The organism is Arthrobacter sp. SRS-W-1-2016, assembly GCF_002009585.1.
Classification (GTDB): Bacteria; Actinomycetota; Actinomycetes; order Actinomycetales; family Micrococcaceae; genus Arthrobacter; species Arthrobacter bambusae_A.
The window spans coordinates 1-18335 of the sequence record NZ_MTPV01000010.1 but is presented as its reverse complement, the minus strand read 5'-3'; the positions used below and the strand labels follow the sequence as shown (position 1 = coordinate 18335).

Sequence of the window (18335 nt, the reverse complement as noted above, 5' to 3'; positions counted from 1 at the left end):
ACGAGGAGCAGGGAGCTACCCGGCTACCGGCTTCGAAGCGATCCCGGGTGCCAGGAAGCGTTTGCCGTTGACACGCTCGGAGGCGCCCACCCGGTCCAAATACGGCGTGATCCCGCCCAGGAACATCGGCCAGCCAGCTCCGAGGATCACACAGAGGTCAATGTCTTCGGGACCGGCCACCACGCCTTCGGAGAGCATGAGTCCGATTTCCTCGGCCAGGGCGTCCTGGGTGCGACGCAAGACTTCCTCGGTCGTGGACGCGGTGCTGCCGAAGGACATGAGGGCCAACGTCTCCGCCGGGATGGCCGGCTTTCTGTCAGGACCCTGGACCCAGAGCGACTTCACGCCATTGTCAACCAGCTTCTGCAGGTTCTGGGACACCGCAAAACGTTCGCCGAAGGCAGCGTGCAGCGATTCCTGGACGTGCTGGGCGACCGGAAGGCCCACCATCGCGCTGAGGGTGAACGGACTCATTGGCAGGCCCATGGGTCGCAGCGCCGAATCGGCCACTTCCGCCGGCGTGCCTTCGTCGAATGCGGCAATGACTTCGCCCATGAGCCGCAGCAGGATCCGGTTGACGACGAAAGCGGCGGCGTCCTTGACCAGCACCGCTGTCTTCTTCAAGCCCTTGGCGAGCTCGAACGCGGTGGCCAGCACGGCGTCGTCGGTCTTCGGAGCACGCACGATCTCCAGGAGCGGCATGACCGCAACGGGGTTGAAGAAGTGGAAACCGACCAGGCGCTCCGGGTACTGCAGATCTTCGGCCATCGCGGTCACTGAGAGCGAGGAGGTGTTGGTCGCGAGGATGCATTCGGCGGAGACAATGGCCTCCACTTCCGCGAAGACCTGCTTCTTGACATTGAGTTCTTCGAAGACGGCTTCAATGACAAAGTCCGCATCGGCGAAAGACTCTTTGGAGACGGACCCGCTGACCAGGGCCTTGGTCCTGTTGGCGGCGTCGGAGCTGATCCGCTTCTTGCCGAGCAGCTTGTTCACCTCCGCATGGACGTAGGCAACTCCCTTGTCCACGCGTTCCTGGTCGATGTCCGTCAGGACCACGGGTACTTTGAGCTGGCGTGCGAACAGCAACGCGAGCTGGCTCGCCATCAGGCCGGCACCGACGACGCCGATCTTCGTCACCGGACGCGCGAGCTTGCGGTCGGGTGCGCCGGCGGGACGCTTGGACCGTTTCTGCACGAGGTCGAGGAAGGCGTAGACGGTGGAACGGAACTCGTCCGTCTGCATCAAGTCGGCGAGCGTCTCGCATTCCAGGGCCGCGGATTCCGCCTTGCCCATGGTCCGGTTGGCTTCGAGGATGTCCAGCACCTTGGCTGGAGCCGGTGATGCGTTTGAGGTCTTGGCCTCCACGAAGGCCCGGCCCGCCGCTACGGCGCCGGCCCAGCGTTCGGCAACGGCGGGATCCTCCGGGTCCACGGAGTTGCTCCGCTCCGGGACGGTTTCACCCGCGATCACTTTCGCGGCCCAGGCGATGGACTGCTCCACGAAATCCGCGGGTTCGAAGATGGCGTCGGCAATTCCCAGCTGGAAAGCCTGGGGGCCGGTGAGCGTGCGGTTGTTGCTCAGCGGGTTCTCGATCATGACCTTGACGGCGTTTTCCGGGCCGATGAGCCGCGGCAGGATGTAGACGCCGCCCCAACCGGGGACAAGCCCGATGAACGCTTCGGGCAAAGCGAGGGCGCCCGCGCCCGTCGAGACCGTGCGGTAGGTGGACTGGAGGGCGATTTCGAGGCCGCCACCGAGCGCGAGGCCGTTGATGAAGGCGAAGCTGGGAACACCCAGATCGGCGAGGGTCGCGTAGACGTCGTGGCCCAGCTGGGCCATCCACAGGCCGTGTTCGCGCTCTTCGAGCTGCTTGACCGCCGAGAGGTCCGCTCCGGCCACCAGGAAGTACGGCTTGCCCGTGACGCCGACGCCGACGATCTCGCCGCGCGCAGCGCGGTCCTTGAGTCCTTCAAGGACCGTCCCGAGCTCGACGAGGGTGTTGGGTCCGAGGGTGGTGGGCTTGGTGTGGTCCAGGCCGTTGTCCAGGGTGATCAGGGCGAACGTTCCTGCATTGCCGGGGAGTTCGATGTCCTGGACGTAGGAGTGGGTCACTGTCTCATCCGGGAACAGTCCGGCCAGTTTCTGGAATTCTGCGGCGCTCATGCTGCGGCTCCCTTGCTCTCGGTGTCGGCGGCGGTCCGGGTCTCGCTGTGGTCGATGGTGTGTCCGTTGTAGCTCGGGTGGTGAGGGTTCTCCCAGATTACTGTGGCGCCCATTCCCAAACCGATGCACATGGTGGTGATGCCGTACCGGACGGACGGGTCTTCCTCGAACTGGCGGGCAAGTTGATTCATGAGCCGCACGCCGGACGACGCGAGGGGATGCCCGACGGCGATCGCCCCGCCATAGCGGTTGACGCGCGGGTCGTCGTCGGCGATTCCGAAGTGGTCCAGGAAGCTCAGGACCTGAACCGCGAAGGCCTCGTTGATCTCGAAAAGGCCGATATCCTCGATGCCCAGTCCGGCGTTCTTGAGGGCCTTTTCGGTGGCCGGGACCGGTCCGATGCCCATGACTTCGGGCTCGACCCCGGCGAAGGCATAGGAGACCAGGCGCATCTTCACGGACAGGCCAAGCTCCTCGGCAGCTTCGGCGGACGCCAGGACTGCCGCCGTTGCGCCGTCGTTCAAGCCGGCGGCGTTGCCTGCGGTGACCCGGCCGTGGGCCCTGAACGGGGTGCGCAGCTCCGAGAGGTCGTCCACCGTGGTGCCGGGGCGCGGCGGCTCGTCGACAGTGTTCACTGTCCACCCCTGTCCGGGCTTCATCGTGGCGACCGGGACCAAATCGGGCTGGATCCGGCCCTTGCCGTAAGCCGTGGCAAGCTTTGCCTGCGACGCCGCTGCGTACGTGTCCGTCCGCTCTTTGGTGATCGACGGGAAACGGTCGTGCAGGTTCTCGGCGGTGTTGCCCATGTTCAGGGCGGCCGGGTCCACGATCCGCTCGGACATGAGCCTCGGGTTGGGATCGGCGCCGGCGCCCATCGGGTGGTTGCCCATGTGCTCCACACCGCCCGCAATCACGACGTCGTACGCGCCGAAACCGATGCCGCTCGCCGTCGTCGTGACCGCGGTCATTGCACCTGCGCACATGCGGTCGATGGCAAAGCCGGGCACGCTGCGAGGAAGGCCCGCCAGGAGGGCTGCGGTGCGGCCGATGGTCAAGCCCTGGTCGCCGGTCTGCGTCGTGGCGGCGATGGCCACTTCGTCGACGCGCTCGGCGGGCAGGCTCGGGTTGCGGCGCATCAGTTCGCGGATGCACTTGACCACGAGGTCGTCGGCACGGGTGCCCGCATAGATTCCCTTGTCGCCGGCCTTGCCGAACGGCGTCCTGACACCGTCCACGAAGACGACGTCGCGGACTGTACGCGGCGTGGCGCTGTTTCCGGTTTGGCTCATTGTGGCTCCTCGTTGAGACATGGATGCCGGACACCCCGCAGAGGGGAAGCCGGTCTCATTCACGGCCATGTTACTCGCCAGTAACTTAGCGCGCAAGGAGACCCCCGCTCACATATGGGGGCTTTCCGCCGGACGCTCGCTCACGTATGAAGGGTTTCCGACGGACCCCCGCTCACATCACTCATGAATGGACGTGGAAACAGGCTTGTCTGTGAGTGGGGGTCGCGTCGGAGGGGCTTGTTTGTGAGCGGGCGTCGCAAGGGGGTGCCGGAACCTTCCGCTAAGGGGCCGGGGTTCGTTCCTTGGAAGCCGGGTTCCGCGGCTCTTTGGGATCCTTGGGCGGCAACGGTTGCGGATTCAGTGACGCCTCGGTGAGGATCGGCGCCGTGATGGCGATTTGCCACTCGCGGGCGCCGAGGGCGCGCAGCTCTTCCGACACGGACTCCACGGTGATGTCCGACGGCGGCCGCCACAGCACGCGCCTCATGTAATCCGGGGTGAGCAGGTTCTCCACGGGGAGCTTGAGCCCATCGGCCGCTTCCTGAAGCCGGGGCCGTGCAGTGCCCAGGCGCGCCGCGGCGTCGGGATCGCGGTCTGTCCAGACACGCGGGGGTGGGGGAGCGTTGGTTGGGAGGTGCAGCGGCGGAAGGTCCTCGGTGTTCCGTGCGCCGGCGATGCAGCGCAGCCAGCGTGGTGCTTCGCGCTGTGCGGCCCGCCCGTGGAAGCCTTTGGTGGCCAGGAGTTGCGGAACGGTTGCCGGCATGGCCTTGGCCGCGGCGACCAGGGCGGAATCGGGAATGAGGCGGCTGGGTGCAACATCCCGTTTGCGCGCGAGCTGATCCCGTTCGTACCAAAGCTCACGTACGGCAGCCAATTGACGGCGGTCGCGGATCTGGTGCAACCCGGAAGTCTTGCGCCACGGGTCCACCCGCGGGACCGGAAGGCCTGCTCCAAGGATGCCCGCGAATTCCTGTTCGGCGAATTCGAGCTTGCCGTCTGTTTCCAGGAGTTCGATGAGTTCTTCACGCAGTTCGGCGAGCACCTCGACGTCGAGGGCCGCGTACCGCAGCCACGGTTCGGGGAGGGGCCGGGTGGACCAGTCGGCGGCCGAGTGCTCCTTCGCGAGGCCGAAGCCGAGGAGCTGCTCGATGACGGCTGCGAGGCCTACGCGGGGCAGTCCGGCGAGGCGTGCGGCGAGTTCCGTGTCGAAGAGCTTGTCGGGCCACATGCCAAGCTCGGCCAGGCACGGAAGATCCTGCGTGGCGGCGTGCAGGATCCACTCGACGCCGCGCAGCGCCTCGTTGATGATTTTCAAGTCATCGAAGGGTTCGGGGTCGATCAGCCAGGTTCCTGCGCCGTCGCGCCTGATCTGCACCAGGAAGGCGCGCTGCCCGTATCGGAAGCCGGAGGCCCGCTCGGCGTCGACCCCGGCGGGGCCGGATCCTGCGGCGATGGCGGCCGCGCACCGCTCCAGGCCAGCGAGCGTGTCGATGACAAGGGGCACGCCCTCGCGCGGGGCATCCAGATCGATGATCTCGGGTATCCGGCCTTCAAAGCCGTCTACCGTGATGTGTGGTGTGGGATCAGCAGCCGGAGCGCCGGCCGTGGTGGGTTCCAGGTTTTCAGGGGTCATGGTGCCTTCAGTTTACCGACTCTGTGCCTGGCCGGTCCGGCCGGAGCTTCCAGCGGACTGTCACAGGCTTCATGTGAGCCTCCGGTTCGGCAGGGGCGTGACGCCGGGAGGCAGGGGAGGAAGCCCTGCGAACGTGCAGACCATGTCACACCAGGCCTCCAGATGGGCCTGGACATCGGAAGACGCAGGTGTCCATGAGGCACGGAGTTCGATGTCGATGGTTTCCGGTCTTTCGGCCAAAGTGCCGAAACTCTCGGACAGGATGCGCGTGGCCGTTCCGCCCGCGGCCCGGTACCGGGCTGAGTGGTTCTCCAGGGCGTCCACGAGCCACGTCCAGGCCACGGAACCGAGCATGGCATCGTTGCCCATGTCGGCTTCGAGCTGGGCCCGGATATAGGTGACGATCCTGAATTCCCCGTCCCACACAGCCGAGCCGTCGGGATCGTGGAGCAGGATGAACCTGCCTGTTGCAAGCTCATCGTCTTCGTCATCGGCCGCGCCGGGGGATCCCGCGTTGTTCTCACGGGAAAATGCCATGGCCGCGGGGCCATGGACAGGGGTCTGGCCGGGACGCGCCGACCGGCTGAAGACCTCGGCGCCCAAGGCCACGGCGAAGGGCGCCAGGCGGGACGGCGCCGGGATTTCCGCGAGGCGCAGCTCGCTCCGGCACTTTGCTTTTCGTAGCGTTCCCAACGCATGCAAGAAATCCGCGGGAACCTGTGCGAGTGCGTTCACCTTCGCAGATTATGTGTCAGGGGCGGCGAAACCTTGAAGCCACGCCGCCCCGTCCCATGCCCTATGCGGACGCCAGTTCGCGCTTGATTGCGGCAACGAAGGAATCGATGTCCTCTTCCGTGGTGTCGAAGGAACACATCCAGCGCACCTCGCGGTTCGCTTCGTTCCAGTCGTAGAACTTGAAGGAGGATCGGAGGCGATCAGCGACGCCGGCGGGCAGGACCGCGAAGACGCCGTTGGACTCTGTGGCCTGGGTCGGCTCCACACCCTCGATGGAGTCGACGGCTGTACGCAGCCGCGAGGCCATGGCATTGGCGTGTTCCGCAGAGCGAAGCCACAGCCCGGACTCAAGAAGCGCGATGAACTGGACCGAAATGAAGCGCATCTTGGAGGCAAGCTGCATGTTCATCTTGCGCAGGAACTTCAGTCCGTGGGCGGCCTCCGGATTCAGGGCAACGACAACCTCGCCGAATAGCAGCCCGTTCTTGGTACCGCCGAAGGACAAAATGTCCACTCCGGCGTCGCGGGTGAAGGCCCGCAACGGCACCCCAAGGTGTGCGGCGGCATTGGCGAGCCGGGCGCCGTCCATGTGCAGTTTCATGCCCTTGGCATGGATGTGGTCGGCGATCGCCCGGATCTCTTCCGGCGTGTAGCACGTGCCGAGCTCCGTGGTCTGCGTGATGGAGACCGCCAGGGGCTGCGCACGGTGCTCGTCGCCCCAGCCCCAGGCTTCGCGGTCGATCAACCCGGGGGTCAGCTTGCCATCCACAGTGGGGACCTGGAGCAGCTTGATGCCGCCGATACGCTCCGGCGCGCCGTTCTCGTCCATATTGATGTGGGCGGTCGAGGCGCAGATGACGGCACCCCAGCGCGGCAACAGTGATTGCAGGGACAACACGTTCGCGCCGGTCCCGTTGAAGACGGGGAAGCATTCGATGCCCTCGCCGAAGTGTTGCTCCATGACTTCCTGGAGCCGTTCCGTGTATTGGTCCTCCCCGTAAGAGACCTGGTGGCCGCCATTGGCTGCGGCGAGGGCCGCCAGGATTTCGGGGTGGACTCCTGAGTAGTTGTCTGAGGCGAATCCGCGGATGGAGGGATCGTGGAGGCGCCCGCCGGCTTCCGTATCGAAGGCAGCCGGGAATTCTTCTGTAGTGCTCGTCACTTGTTCGTTCACGCTTTCAGTCTATTTGGCCAGGAGGAGGCGCTGTCCGTTCAATTCCGCTGCCGGCTTGTCGAAGAGCCCGACGGCGGCCGCCGCCAAGTCGTCGACGTCCGTGTATCCGGGGAATTTCCGTTCCGGGTGTTCCCGCCGCATCGCCGCGTCCAGGAGCGACTTGACCACGAAGACGACGGCCGCACTGTGTTGGTCCGTAGGTTCGTCCTTATTGCCTGATTGATCGCGGCGGAACCCGTCGGCCAGGGCCAGGGTCCAGGTCTCCGCCGCAGCCTTGGCGGCCGCGTAGGTGGCGGCTCCCGCGGTGGGTGCGGCGACCGCCGTCGAACTCACCATGGCGAAACGACCCGTGGGGGAGGACGCGAGATCCTTGTAGAAAACCCTGGAGACGTTCCTCAGGGTGGTGATGGCGCTTTGCTCAAGCGCGGCCCAGTCTTCGTCCGGCTGGTCTTCGATTCCCTTGGCGCCGCGCCACCCACCGACCAGGTGGACGACGCCGTCGACCCTTTCCGTGCTCTGGTGGATCTCCGCGGCGAGTTCGCGCACAGACTCCAGCCGGGAAAGATCGCACACGAGGGGAGTGACGTCGTTGCCCGCCTCGGCCGCGGCGGCCTTGATGCGGGCCTCGTTGGAGCCGATCGTGAAGACCCGGTGCCCGGCCTGGGCGAAGGCGCGGGCCACGGCGATGCCGGAGGAGTTACTGCCGCCGGTGACGACGACAGTCAGCGGTTCGCCCGTCATGAGGCTGCGGTCTGCCCGGTGATACCGGTGGTTGATTCGATGATCGGACGCATTTTCTTCTCCAGTGCTTCGTAGAACATGGACAGGGGGAATTCGTCGTCGAGGACCTGGTCGGTGAGGCCGCGGGGCGGCCCGTCGAGCGGCAGTGCCTCTGGGCCCTTCGCCCAGACCGAAGCCGGGTGGGGAGTGACCGTACCGGAAATGAGCTTATACGCTGCGAGCCAGTGGGCGGCCTTGGGGCGGTCGATGGAGCGCCAGTACAGTTCTTCGATCCGGGCGCCGAGTTCGACGACGACGTCGGCCGCCTCGTCCCAGTCGATGCTGAGCTTGCTGTCGGTCCAGTGCAGGACGTGGTGCTGGTGCATCCAGGCGAAGAGGAGCTGGCCACCCAGGCCGTCGTAATTGCGGACCCGGTTGCCGGTGATGGCGAACCGGAAGATGCGGTCGAAGATGACCGCGTACTGCACGAGCTTCGCGTGGCGCCGGGCGTCCGGGGAAGCGTCCTCGTCCTTTTCGATCCGGACGGATTCTCGGAAGGCTGTCAGGTCGCAGCGGAGCTCTTCGAGCGAGTAGAGGAAGAACGGCATCCGCTGCTTGATCATGAACGGATCGAAGGGAAGGTCGCCGCGCATGTGGGTGCGGTCGTGGATCAGGTCCCACATGACGAACGTCCGCTGCGTGAGTTCCTGGTCATCCAGGAGCTCGGCGGCATCCGCGGGCAGCTCAAGGGAGGTGGTTGCGGCGGCCGCTTTGAGGACACGGCGGAAGCGTGCGGCCTCGCGGTCGGCGAAGATGGCGCCCCACGTGAAGGCGGGCGTTTCGCGAACTGCGACGGTCTCGGGAAAGAGCACGGCCGAATTGGTGTCGTAGCCGGGAGTGAAGTCCAGGAAGCGGATGGGGACGAACAGCTTGTTGGAGTAGTCTCCGGCCTCCAATGCGCCGATGAACTCGGGCCAGATCACTTCGATCAGGACGGCTTCCACGAGCCGGCTCGTGCTTCCGTTCTGGGTGTACATGGGGAATACCACGAGGTGCTGGAGCCCGTCTTCACGGTGTTCCTGCGGCTGGAACGCAAGGAGCGAGTCGAGGAAGTCCGGGACTCCGAAGCCGGCGTCTGCCCAACGGCCGAAATCTTCCACCAGGAGGTCAAGATAGGCAGCGTCGTGCGGGAACGCAGGAGCCAGGGTCGTGATGGCCTCCGTGATGGTGGCTGTGTAGGCCCGGGCAGCCTCATGGTGGAGGGAATCCTGGATTGAACCGTCCTGGCTTTGGAATGTCTGCAGCGCGGTGGCTGCGGCCTTCAGGGAGATCCAGTCCCGGTTGTCCGACGTGATGCGCGGACGGGTGGTGGTAACGGTGGTGGTCATCGTCGACGGTGCCTTTCCTCAAGAATCATTGTTCTGAGGTGAGCGTAGCAAGCAGTCAGAGTAGCTAATTCAAAAGTGGCATGAGCATAAGAAACTCTTGTGCAAGTGGTTCCGGCGACCCCCGGAAGATCCAGCCCGGGGAGGGCTGGCCGCGGGGGACCGCCGGTAGCTTGTCGTTTGCGTCCGGAGCCGGGGCTCGGATTTACTGCCCGGGGCTACTGCCCTGCCGGGGATTCGACGAGCTTGAGCGAAACGGAGTTGATGCAATACCGCTGGTCAGTCGGCGTGCCGTAGCCCTCGCCCTCGAAAACGTGTCCCAGGTGCGAATCGCACGTGGCGCACCGGACCTCCACCCGTTCCATTCCCAAAGTGCGGTCATGGATGTACCGGACGGTGCCTTCCGCGAGCGGGGCCCAGAAGGACGGCCAGCCGCAATGGGAATCGAATTTCTCATTGCTGGTGAATAGCTCGGCGCCGCACGCCCTGCATTGGTACACGCCCGCTGTATGGGTGTCCCAGTACTCACCGGTGTAAGGGCGTTCCGTTCCGGCCTGGCGGAGGACCCTGAATTCCTCAGGGGTAAGTTCCTCGCGCCACTCCGCGTCTGTTTTCTCCACGCATTGCCCGTCCTTCGGGACGTCCTGGTGGGGAACCCCGGCCAAGGGGTCCGCTGCTTGGAAATATTTCCTGTTGTCTGCAGTGCTCATGCTCTCTCCAACGTTCACGAGTCGCCGATAAATCCCGAGCCGGCATAGAGATGAAGCACGGGCAGCCCCAACTGGTCCTGGGCCTTGTTCGCCCAGTCCGTGTGGAAGGTATCGGCAATCGCGTGCGGGCGGGTGACCACGACGGCCTGTGCCGCGTTGAGTGCCTTGACCTTGGACACCAAGCCCGCCACGGCACCGCCGTCGACGATTTCACCCGTGACGCCGCCACCCAGCCCATCCAAGGCGACGAGGGAAGCCGACAAGGTCTCCGCAGCCTGTGCCCGCTCCGACTGGGGATCCGGTGCCTCCGCGACCAGGTCCCGGAATGCCTTGGCTACGTCAAGCAGCGAGAGGTTCTCGAGGAAGTCGACCAACAAGTGCCGTTCCGTGTTCGACGGCACCAACACCACCAGGGGCGAGTCTCCGCCGTCGATCAGCTTGGCAATATTGACGCGGTCGTCCGGGCCGAGGGGCTCTTCGGTAAGGATCACGATTGGTTCACTCATGGCTACAGCGTAGACCTGAGCTGCGCCGGGAGGCATGGTTTGGCGCGGCAATTCTGTTGTTGCTATGGCGTCGCGTGCCGGGACGAAACGCCCCAGGGGGCGCTGTTCGGAACACTGCCCCCCCAACCGGGAGAATGGTCATATGGCAACCATGACCCGAGCTGCTCCGACCGTTGAGAACGGCGCGAAAATGTCCGTGCGCGCGAAATGGGCCGTTGCCGGGATCGTTGCCGGAAGCGGCATCGCCGGCTTGCTCGGCGCAGGTTCTTCCGCGCTCGCAGCCTATTTCGCCCGGCGGGTCATCACGCCTTCAACGCGCGAAGCCGACCAGGAAGTGTTGGCGGTGGTGCGCGGCGACAAAGGGCTTCAGGTCATCCTCGCAGCGACCCCGGACACCACTGTCGACGGCGTCTTCAGCCTCTACTTCGCGGGCGGGACGGGGTTCGCGCGGATCGGACGGATAGTGTCCTATTCACCCGCTGAGCGGACGGTGCAGCGCGAAGTCGAGGAAGTCTACAGCGGGGATCTGGCGACAGCCCGGCGCGCATGGTGGAGCGGTGCAGTCTATGACTCCCCGGCGGCGCTTGGCCTGGATTCGGAAGACATACAGATCGACGTCGAGGGTGGCCACGCCCCTGCGTGGCTGATTCCGTCGGGCGCGGGGGAGCCGGCGAAGGTGTGGGCGATCATGGTCCATGGCCGTGGTGCTACCCGGCTCGAAGGCTTGCGCGCCGTGCGCACCGCTCGCGAACTCGGGCTCGACAGCCTCCTGGTTTCGTACCGGAACGACGGACTGGCACCGTCGGCCCCCGACGGGCGTTACGGCCTGGGGTCCACGGAATGGCACGACGTCGACGCCGCCATTGACTACGCACTCGCCCAAGGCGCCCACGAGGTGGTCCTGTTCGGTTGGTCGATGGGCGGGGCGATCTGCCTGCAGACTGCCGATCTTTCGCGCAACCGCCACGTGATCAGGGCCATGGTCCTGGACGCGCCGGTCATCAACTGGGTCAACGTCCTGGCACACCACGCACAGATCAACAGGATTCCCTACGCCGTCGGCCGCTACGGACAGCTGATGTTGGGGCACCCATTGGGCCGGCGCCTCACCGGCCTCGCCGCGCCCGTTGACTTGAAGGCAATGGACTGGGACACCCGTGCCGTCGAACTGCGGACTCCGACGCTCGTGATCCACAGTGTGGATGACGAATACGTTCCCTACGAGCCCTCGGCCAGCCTCGCCGAAAAGAATCCGGACATGGTCACCTTTGAGCCCTTCGACGGCGCCCGCCACACGAAAGAGTGGAACGTGGATCCGCAGAAGTGGGAACGGCTGGTGAGCTCGTGGTTGGCTCCACGGCTCACGCCCCGTGGCGGGCCGGCGTCGGATTGAGAGCCTTGGCGCCCGTGCTCCCTGCGTATGCTAGGGGCTGCCGATCGGCGCAGTCCGGGCGCCGGTCAGTCGAATAAGGTCTGCGGGATCCAGCTCAATATCCAGGCCACGGTGTCCACCGGAGACGAGGATCGTTCCGAAGGCCAATGCCGATTCGTCGAGCACCGTGGGCGATGCCTGGCGTTGGCCCAGCGGGGAAATTCCACCCAGGACATAGCCGGTGCGTCGCTCGGCCATCTTGGGATCGGCCATGGTTGCCTTCTTCGATCCGAGAGCCGCGGCAATTGCCTTGAGATCCAGCGTGCCACTGACCGGAACGATGCCGACCGCCAGCTTGCCTTCAATGTCCACCATCAAGGTCTTGAAGACCCGCCCGGGATCGATGCCGAGGACCTCGGCTGCCTCGAGGCCATAGCTGGGCGCCGAAGGATCATGCGCATAGGGGTGCAGCGTGAAAGGAACGCCGGCCGCAGCCAGTACGGCTGTGGCCGGCGTTCCCTGTGAAGCCTGTTTCCTGGCCATTCCCGGAGTATCCCGGATCAGGACAACAAGCGGTCTGCCGCGGCGACTTTGCGCTTGATCCGTCCCAGCATGGCCGTCATGCCGCGCATGCGCAGCGGTGTGATGGCCCGGGTGAGGCCCAGCAATTCGGGCATGTCGTCGGGAACAGCCAGGATCTCTGCGGCAGTCAGCCCGTCCAGGCCCTCGTGCAAAACCCCCGCGAAGCCGCGCGTGGTGGGCGCCTCAGGCGGTGCCTTGAAGTACAAACGGTACGCGACGCCGTCGGGGGTCTTTTCCTGCTCAATGGTCAGGAACAGGGGCGACTGGCACTCCACCACTTGCTCCAGGAGCTCGGGGTGGTCCAGCAGCCGTTCCGGCAAGGCCGGGAGCCCGCGCGAGAAATCAAGCAACAGCTGAAGGCGATCGGGCTCGGTCAGTGCCTGGAAGTCATCGACAATTTCCGCCAGTGCGGCGGGCAAAGTATTGGTACTCATCACTTCCAGCTTACGCAGGTCCGGGCCGGTCTGGCTCCCTGTTGCTTCAATATGGCCGCGCCAGGACGGCAAGGCACGGAGGTCCGGACTACTTTCCGGCGAGTGCGGGGACGGAGCCCCGCTCGGCGCCCTTGACGATCGGGACGCGCACTGCATTGCCCCACTCTGTCCAGGAACCGTCGTAGTTGCGGACCGTTTCGAAGCCAAGCAGGTACTTCAGCGCGAACCAGGTGTGGCTGGAACGCTCGCCGATGCGGCAGTAGGCCACGACGTCGTCGCCTTCCGTGAGGCCTGCTTCTCCGAGATAGAGGTCCTCAAGTTCGGTCCGGTTGCGGTAGGTGCCATCTTCGGCAGCGGCGCGTGCCCACGGGATCGAGGCTGCGGTGGGAATATGGCCGCCACGCAGGGCGCCTTCTTCGGGGTAGGCCGGCATGTGGGTGCGCTGTCCGGTGTATTCCTCGGGGGAGCGGACGTCGATCAGCGGCTTGCCGAAGTGAGCCAGGACATCGTCCTTGAAGGCGCGGATCGGGGCGTCGTTGCGTTCGATCACAGGGTATTCGCCCGCGGCGGGCTGGGGGACGTCGGTGGTGACTTCGCGGCCTTCGGCGATCCACTTGTCGCGGCCTCCGTCCAGGAGCCGGACGTCTTCGTGGCCGAAGAGGGTGAATACCCAGAGGGCGTAAGCGGCCCACCAGTTGGACTTGTCGCCGTAGATCACCACGGTGGTGTCACGCGAGATTCCCTTGGCGGCCGCCAAGGCTGCGAATGCTTCACCGTCGACGTAGTCCCGCGTGACTTCATCGTTCAGGTCGGTGTGCCAGTCGATCTTGACTGCCCCCGGGATGTGGCCGGTCTCGTACAGGAGGACGTCTTCGTCGGATTCGACAACAACCAGCTTGCCGTCGCCGAGCGCACCGCCTTCAAGCGCCGCGGCGAGCCACTCGGTGGACACCAGTCGTTCCGGGTGGGCGTACGCTGCGAACTTCTCGTTCTGTTCAACGGGGTAGGACATTGGTATGGCCTTTCACTGACACTTTCACTGACACCGGGCGGCGCCGGGCGATAGGACGTGCCCGGGCATTAATCCCACAGTATCGAGGGCCGGGGACTAAAGCTCCTCCCCGTTCATATGATGAAATATGGCCTTCATCACGTGGCCGCCCGGGGCGTGTCATTGCCGGTATTCTTGCTGGGGACTTACGACACGAAGAACGGACCGCATTGGTACAGATCGAACAGCTCGTCGCGCGCACGCCGGCGGCCTCAGCGGATGAGATTCTCAAGGGTTTCTACCCTTCGCCACGGTTCGGAGCGGTGTCCTTCAAGAGCTACCGGCCGGATCCGAACCAGCCCAGCCAAGCCGCGGCGGTCAAGGCCCTGGAAGCTTTCGGGGCGACGGTGGGAGCCGGCGACGGAGACGGTCTTTTCAAGCGCCTTTTCAGCAAGAAGGTCAACACCAGGGCCGGGATCTATCTCGACGGCGGATTCGGCGTCGGAAAGACCCACCTGCTGGCTTCCCTGTGGCACTCCGCTCCCGGGCCGAAAGCCTTCGGGACCTTCGTGGAGTACACCAACCTGGTAGGCGCCCTGTCCTTCCGGAAGACCGTGGAGGCTTTGAGCAGCTACAAGCTTGTCTGCATTGACGAATTCGAGCTCGACGATCCGGGCGACACGGTGCTGATGTCGCGCCTCATGCGTGAATTGTCCGACGCCGGTGTGAAGCTCGCTGCCACGTCCAACACTTTGCCTGGTTCACTAGGGGACGGCCGCTTTGCCGCCGTCGACTTCCAACGGGAGATCCAGGTCCTTGCGGACCAGTTCGATGTTGTCAGGATCGACGGGGAAGACTTCAGGCACCGCGGACTGCCCGCAGCCCCGGCACCCTTGAAGACCGAAGACCTTAAGCGGCAGATGCACGCCGAGTTCGATGGCCAGACAGTGGCCGTGGACGATTTCCGCGGCCTGATCGACCACCTCGCGGGTGTCCACCCCAGCCGTTACCGGAAGCTGATCGCAGGAATCGACGCGGTCGTCTGGCGCGATGTGGCAACCATTACGGAGCAGGCCGTTGCCCTGCGCTTCGTGGTGCTGGCCGACCGCCTGTACGACAAGGACGTCCCGATCCTTGCCAGCGGCGTCCCCTTCGACAAGCTCTTCACCGAGGAAATGATGACCGGCGGGTACATGAAGAAGTACTTCCGCGCCGTGTCCCGCCTGACCGCCCTGGCGCGTGAGGGCCAAAACCACGAGCCTTCGTAGGGACCCTGCTGCCCCACTCTAGTTTTGGGGTTCCCTGTCTTTCAGGACCCAACGAACCAGGATTCCGGCGGCGAGTGCCCAGAACGCGGCGCCGATTCCTGCGAAACTGAGGCCCGAGGCTGCGATCAGGAACGTCACGGACGCTCCGATGCGTTCTTCGGCGATAGCCAGCGCAGAAGCGATGGCGGAGGCCAAGGTGCCCAGCAGGGCCAATCCTGCGACGGCCTCCAGGAGCCCTGGTGGTGCCGCCGCCACGACGGTCACCAGCGCGGCGGAGAACGCTGCCAGCACGAGGTAGGCAAGGCCGGACGTGAAGGCCGCGATCCAGCGCCGGCCCCGGTCCTCACCCGCTTCTTCCCCGGCTGCCAGCGCGGCGCTCAGTGCGGCAAGGTTGATCGCATGTCCACCGAAGGGAGCCCCGAGCGCAGTCCCTGCCCCGGTCACCAACATTGACTGGCGCCACGGGACGGTGTAGCCGAAGGACTTCAGCACAGCCACCCCGGGAATGTTCTGGGATGCCATGGTGACAATGAACAAGGGCAGCGCGACGCCGGCCACCGAGCTCAGCGTGAAAGCGGGGGTGGTCCACTGCAACCCGGGCAACAACCGGTTCGTGGGAATGCCCGCACCGTTGGCCACGATATAGATTCCAATGACGGCCAACGCCACCAACAACGCGGCAGGGACCGACCAACGGGGCGCCAGCTTCATCATGACGAGCCAACAGAGGATCACGGGAGCCACCAGCAGGGGAGCGGTGCCCAAGGCCTTGAACGGGGCAAGGCAGAGGGACAGGAGCACTCCGGCCAGCATCGCCTGGGCGAGGGCCGTGGGAATCTTCGCCATCAGCTTGCCGAGAGCCGGAATGAGCCCCGTCAGGGCGATCAGCACCCCAGCGACAAGGAAGGCGCCGACGGCGGCCGGCCACCCGCCGTCGGGCACTCCGGCTCCTGCCAGTAAAGCGGCGCCGGGCGTCGACCACGCGAGCGTAACCGGCAGGCGCGAGCGCCAGGACAGCCAGAGCACTCCGACCCCGAAGGTGAGAGTGAGGGCAAGCAGCCCGCTGGCGGCCTGTTCCTGACTGGCCCCCATCGCCCTGAGGCCTGCGAGCACCACTGCGAAGGATGAAGTGAAGCCGACCAGCGCGGTCACGATTCCGGCCACAAGCGGCCGGGAGAGCTGCCTCGAAGCGGGCGCTGGACGTGTCTGTCCGGTGTGGAGAGGTGACGCTGGCATAGTCCCTCACGTTACCGGAGCCGCGGCCCGTCTGCCGAGGACGCGGCGGTTAAACGCCAAGGGCACCGGCGGCGCCTCGCGGCGGGACCGGTGCCCCGTTGACGTAACTGTATTCGGGAGCTCTGGCCGGTTGAACCGGCTACGGAGCCTCATTGGCGGAGGGAGCTGTCCGGGCCGAAGCCCTCACAGCAAACCGTCGAGGTTGCCCACGAACCTGGAAGCGGCTCTCTGAACCGCATCTAGTCGTCGATAAAATCGGCGGCCTATTCGATGCCATCCTTGATGGCTTCTTCATTGCCACCAACGAGGTCCTGAACTTTGCCCTTCAGATCGTCAAATAATCCCACGGGCACCTCCTTTCCATCCCGGAGCCAGTTCGCTCCTCCGTTTTCGATCCTAACCCGAGACCTTGGAGGTGCCAAGGGAAAATTTGACTGGGATGTCAAATGCCTCTTCGAGGGGCGTCACAGCTGGGCCTCGTGGGCAGAAAGCTCCTGATGGCGGGGACTGTCCGGATTCATGAGGGAATGCTTGCGGCCGTAGCTGAAGTAGATCACGAGTCCGATGGCCAGCCACACGACAAAGCGCAGCCACGTTTCCCAATGCAACTGCGTCATGAGGAAGGCTGACGCAAGCATGCCGAATGCCGGAACCACGGGCATGAACGGCAGCCGGAAGGTACGCGGCGCGTCGGGCTTCTTGTACCGAAAGATGATGACCGAGAGGCAAACGACGACGAACGCGGCCAGGATACCGATGTTGGTCAGGTCCGCAACGGCCTTGATGGGGAACACGCCCGCCAAGAATGCCGACGCAAGGCCTGCAATCCACGTGACACGCTGCGGGGTGCCATGGCGGTCCGTCTTCGCAAACCAGCCCGGGAGCAGGCCGTCACGGCTCATGGAGAACCAAACACGGGTAACGCCGAGGAGGAAGGTCAACATGACGGTGAGGATGGACAGGACGGCGAACACCGAGATGATGGTGGCGATGACAGGCAGGCCAACACCGCTGAAGGCGGAGGCGAAACCGGCCGTCGGGTTGATGTCCTTGTAATTCTGCATGCCGGTGAGCACCAGCGTCGCCGCAACGTAAAGGAGCATGGCGATGACAAGCGAGAGCACGATCGCCTTGGGCATGTGCTTCTTGCCGTCCTTGGCTTCCTCGGCCGCGGTGCTCATGGCGTCGTAGCCGAACACGGCGAAGAACACGGTGGCCGAACCGGCCACCACCGGGCCGAAACCGCTGGGCATGAACGGGTTGTAGTTGTTGGTGTTGATGTAGAAGATGCCGAGGCCGATGATGAACAGGATCAGGACCACCTTGATGGCCACCGCCACCAGCTCGAAGCGGCCGAAGGCCTTGGTTCCACGGGACAGGATCCAGGTGACCAGCAAACAGACCAGGATGGCAGGTAGGTTGATGATGCCGCCATGCCCCTCGTCCGCCGTCGAGGTCATCCACGCCGGCATGTGGACGCCGATCCCGGAAAGGAACGCGTCGAAGTATCCGGAAATCCCGATCGCGACGACGGCGACGATTGCGATGTACTCCAGCAGGAGGTCCCAGCCGATGAACCATCCGATGACCTCGCCGAGGGCAACGTAGCCGTAGGTGTAGGCGGATCCCGCGCGGGGAATCATCCCGGCGAATTCGGCGTAGGAAAGTGCTGCGGCCGCTGAGGCAAGCCCCGCGACGAGGAACGAAATCAGCACAGCGGGGCCGACGCCCGGCGTGTCCGCGCTTCCGTGCGCCACGAGACCAGCCAGGGAGAAGATCCCGACGCCGATGATGCCGCCGACGCCGATTGCAGTCAGTTGCCAGAGGCCCAGGCTTTTGAAGAGTCCGCTGTGCTTATTTTCCTCCTCGATGTCGTCAATGGGTTTCTTCCTCATGATCGAACGGACGAGTGTTTGTTGATTCATTGTGTGCTCCTGCCTTGTGGCGTTGGCGAATGAGTGCCCGAAGAAAAGTATGCGATCTGAATAACATTGGATAAAGTGATTTTTGCTGAGTAGTATCGATCAGTTTTACCGATCCTTCCGACGTGCGGACCCGGGTTATAGGACAAAACGTGTGTATGGGATGGGGTTGCTTCCCAGTGTTGGCGGGCGAATTCCGGGATAGCTAAGCT

16 protein-coding genes and 1 pseudogene are annotated in these 18335 nt (G+C 64.7%); 2 read left to right on the top strand and 15 right to left on the bottom strand.

What is annotated here, in order from left to right; all coding sequences use genetic code 11:
- Positions 1-15 precede the first annotated feature (15 nt).
- From BMF89_RS02470 to BMF89_RS02430, 9 genes are all read right to left on the bottom strand, one after another.
- The gene (locus tag BMF89_RS02470) at positions 16-2166 is read right to left on the bottom strand and encodes a 3-hydroxyacyl-CoA dehydrogenase NAD-binding domain-containing protein (protein ID WP_078105492.1); all 2151 of its coding nucleotides are present in this window, start codon (positions 2164-2166) and stop codon (positions 16-18) included.
- The gene (locus tag BMF89_RS02465; RefSeq protein WP_078105491.1) at positions 2163-3455 is read right to left on the bottom strand and encodes an acetyl-CoA C-acyltransferase; all 1293 of its coding nucleotides are present in this window, start codon (positions 3453-3455) and stop codon (positions 2163-2165) included. Before BMF89_RS02465 ends, BMF89_RS02470 begins: the two co-directional genes overlap by 4 nt.
- A gap of 280 nt (positions 3456-3735) precedes the next feature.
- The gene (locus BMF89_RS02460; protein ID WP_078105490.1) at positions 3736-5088 is read right to left on the bottom strand and encodes an HRDC domain-containing protein; all 1353 of its coding nucleotides are present in this window, start codon (positions 5086-5088) and stop codon (positions 3736-3738) included.
- A 69-nt stretch (positions 5089-5157) separates the two neighbouring features.
- Positions 5158-5823 carry a DUF3000 domain-containing protein gene (locus BMF89_RS02455; RefSeq protein ID WP_078105489.1) on the bottom strand — a complete coding sequence of 222 codons (666 nt, stop codon included), beginning with the start codon at positions 5821-5823 and terminating at the stop codon, positions 5158-5160.
- A gap of 61 nt (positions 5824-5884) precedes the next feature.
- Positions 5885-6985, bottom strand: a complete 1101-nt coding sequence (locus BMF89_RS02450) for a low specificity L-threonine aldolase (protein ID WP_241708334.1) — start codon at positions 6983-6985, stop codon at positions 5885-5887.
- A gap of 21 nt (positions 6986-7006) precedes the next feature.
- Entirely contained in the window at positions 7007-7738 is a 732-nt protein-coding gene (locus tag BMF89_RS02445; RefSeq protein WP_078105487.1) for an SDR family oxidoreductase, read from the bottom strand.
- On the bottom strand, positions 7735-9105 hold the full coding sequence (locus tag BMF89_RS02440) for a DUF6421 family protein (protein ID WP_078105486.1): 1371 nt from the start codon (positions 9103-9105) through the stop codon (positions 7735-7737). The genes BMF89_RS02445 and BMF89_RS02440 overlap by 4 nt, the downstream gene beginning before the upstream one ends.
- A 215-nt stretch (positions 9106-9320) precedes the next feature.
- On the bottom strand, positions 9321-9812 hold the full coding sequence (msrB, locus tag BMF89_RS02435) for a peptide-methionine (R)-S-oxide reductase MsrB (RefSeq protein ID WP_241708291.1): 492 nt from the start codon (positions 9810-9812) through the stop codon (positions 9321-9323).
- Between the two features lie 14 nt (positions 9813-9826).
- Positions 9827-10318 carry a hypothetical protein gene (locus tag BMF89_RS02430; RefSeq protein ID WP_078105535.1) on the bottom strand — a complete coding sequence of 164 codons (492 nt, stop codon included), beginning with the start codon at positions 10316-10318 and terminating at the stop codon, positions 9827-9829.
- Between the two features lie 142 nt (positions 10319-10460).
- On the opposite strand from BMF89_RS02430, the gene BMF89_RS02425 reads away from it, so the two are divergent.
- Entirely contained in the window at positions 10461-11711 is a 1251-nt protein-coding gene (locus BMF89_RS02425; RefSeq protein ID WP_253190669.1) for an alpha/beta fold hydrolase, read from the top strand.
- 30 nt (positions 11712-11741) lie between these two features.
- Here the strand turns inward: BMF89_RS02425 and ybaK are convergent, their stop codons facing one another.
- From ybaK to BMF89_RS02410, 3 genes are all read right to left on the bottom strand, one after another.
- A complete protein-coding gene (ybaK, locus tag BMF89_RS02420; protein ID WP_078105485.1) occupies positions 11742-12233 on the bottom strand; it encodes a Cys-tRNA(Pro) deacylase in 492 nt (163 codons plus the stop codon).
- 17 nt (positions 12234-12250) lie between these two features.
- The gene (locus tag BMF89_RS02415) at positions 12251-12706 is read right to left on the bottom strand and encodes a SufE family protein (protein WP_171983380.1); all 456 of its coding nucleotides are present in this window, start codon (positions 12704-12706) and stop codon (positions 12251-12253) included.
- A gap of 88 nt (positions 12707-12794) precedes the next feature.
- Positions 12795-13718 (bottom strand): sulfurtransferase, encoded by a 924-nt coding sequence (locus BMF89_RS02410; RefSeq protein ID WP_078105484.1) that lies wholly within the window; start codon positions 13716-13718, stop codon positions 12795-12797.
- A 209-nt stretch (positions 13719-13927) separates the two neighbouring features.
- Between BMF89_RS02410 and zapE the strand changes: the two genes are divergently transcribed.
- Positions 13928-14965: a cell division protein ZapE gene (gene zapE / locus BMF89_RS02405; protein ID WP_078105483.1), complete on the top strand. Its 1038-nt coding sequence runs from the start codon at positions 13928-13930 to the stop codon at positions 14963-14965.
- An 18-nt stretch (positions 14966-14983) separates the two neighbouring features.
- Here the strand turns inward: zapE and BMF89_RS02400 are convergent, their stop codons facing one another.
- The 3 genes and pseudogenes from BMF89_RS02400 to BMF89_RS02395 form a co-directional block, all read right to left on the bottom strand.
- Complete coding sequence (locus tag BMF89_RS02400) at positions 14984-16201, bottom strand: benzoate/H(+) symporter BenE family transporter (RefSeq protein ID WP_078105482.1); 1218 nt, start codon at positions 16199-16201, stop codon at positions 14984-14986.
- A gap of 266 nt (positions 16202-16467) precedes the next feature.
- Positions 16468-16596 (bottom strand): annotated as a pseudogene (locus tag BMF89_RS22310) (antitoxin); the annotation flags it as partial.
- Positions 16597-16665: 69 nt separating this feature from the next.
- Entirely contained in the window at positions 16666-18126 is a 1461-nt protein-coding gene (locus BMF89_RS02395) for an amino acid permease (protein ID WP_078105481.1), read from the bottom strand.
- Positions 18127-18335 lie beyond the last annotated feature (209 nt).

Bases quoted from the DNA above. Each gene is read 5' to 3' on its own strand.
- BMF89_RS02440 (WP_078105486.1), bottom strand. From the start codon at position 9,105: ATGACCACCACCGTTACCACCACCCGTCCGCGCATCACGTCGGACAAC.
- BMF89_RS02430 (WP_078105535.1), bottom strand. From the start codon at position 10,318: ATGAGTGAACCAATCGTGATCCTTACCGAAGAGCCCCTCGGCCCGGAC.
- BMF89_RS02460 (WP_078105490.1), bottom strand. From the start codon at position 5,088: ATGACCCCTGAAAACCTGGAACCCACCACGGCCGGCGCTCCGGCTGCT.
- BMF89_RS02445 (WP_078105487.1), bottom strand. From the start codon at position 7,738: ATGACGGGCGAACCGCTGACTGTCGTCGTCACCGGCGGCAGTAACTCC.
- BMF89_RS02395 (WP_078105481.1), bottom strand. From the start codon at position 18,126: ATGAATCAACAAACACTCGTCCGTTCGATCATGAGGAAGAAACCCATT.
- BMF89_RS02425 (WP_253190669.1), top strand. From the start codon at position 10,461: ATGGCAACCATGACCCGAGCTGCTCCGACCGTTGAGAACGGCGCGAAA.
- BMF89_RS02410 (WP_078105484.1), bottom strand. From the start codon at position 13,718: ATGTCCTACCCCGTTGAACAGAACGAGAAGTTCGCAGCGTACGCCCAC.
- BMF89_RS02400 (WP_078105482.1), bottom strand. From the start codon at position 16,201: ATGCCAGCGTCACCTCTCCACACCGGACAGACACGTCCAGCGCCCGCT.
- msrB (WP_241708291.1), bottom strand. From the start codon at position 9,812: ATGAGCACTGCAGACAACAGGAAATATTTCCAAGCAGCGGACCCCTTG.
- ybaK (WP_078105485.1), bottom strand. From the start codon at position 12,233: ATGGCCAGGAAACAGGCTTCACAGGGAACGCCGGCCACAGCCGTACTG.
- BMF89_RS02415 (WP_171983380.1), bottom strand. From the start codon at position 12,706: ATGAGTACCAATACTTTGCCCGCCGCACTGGCGGAAATTGTCGATGAC.
- BMF89_RS02465 (WP_078105491.1), bottom strand. From the start codon at position 3,455: ATGAGCCAAACCGGAAACAGCGCCACGCCGCGTACAGTCCGCGACGTC.
- BMF89_RS02470 (WP_078105492.1), bottom strand. From the start codon at position 2,166: ATGAGCGCCGCAGAATTCCAGAAACTGGCCGGACTGTTCCCGGATGAG.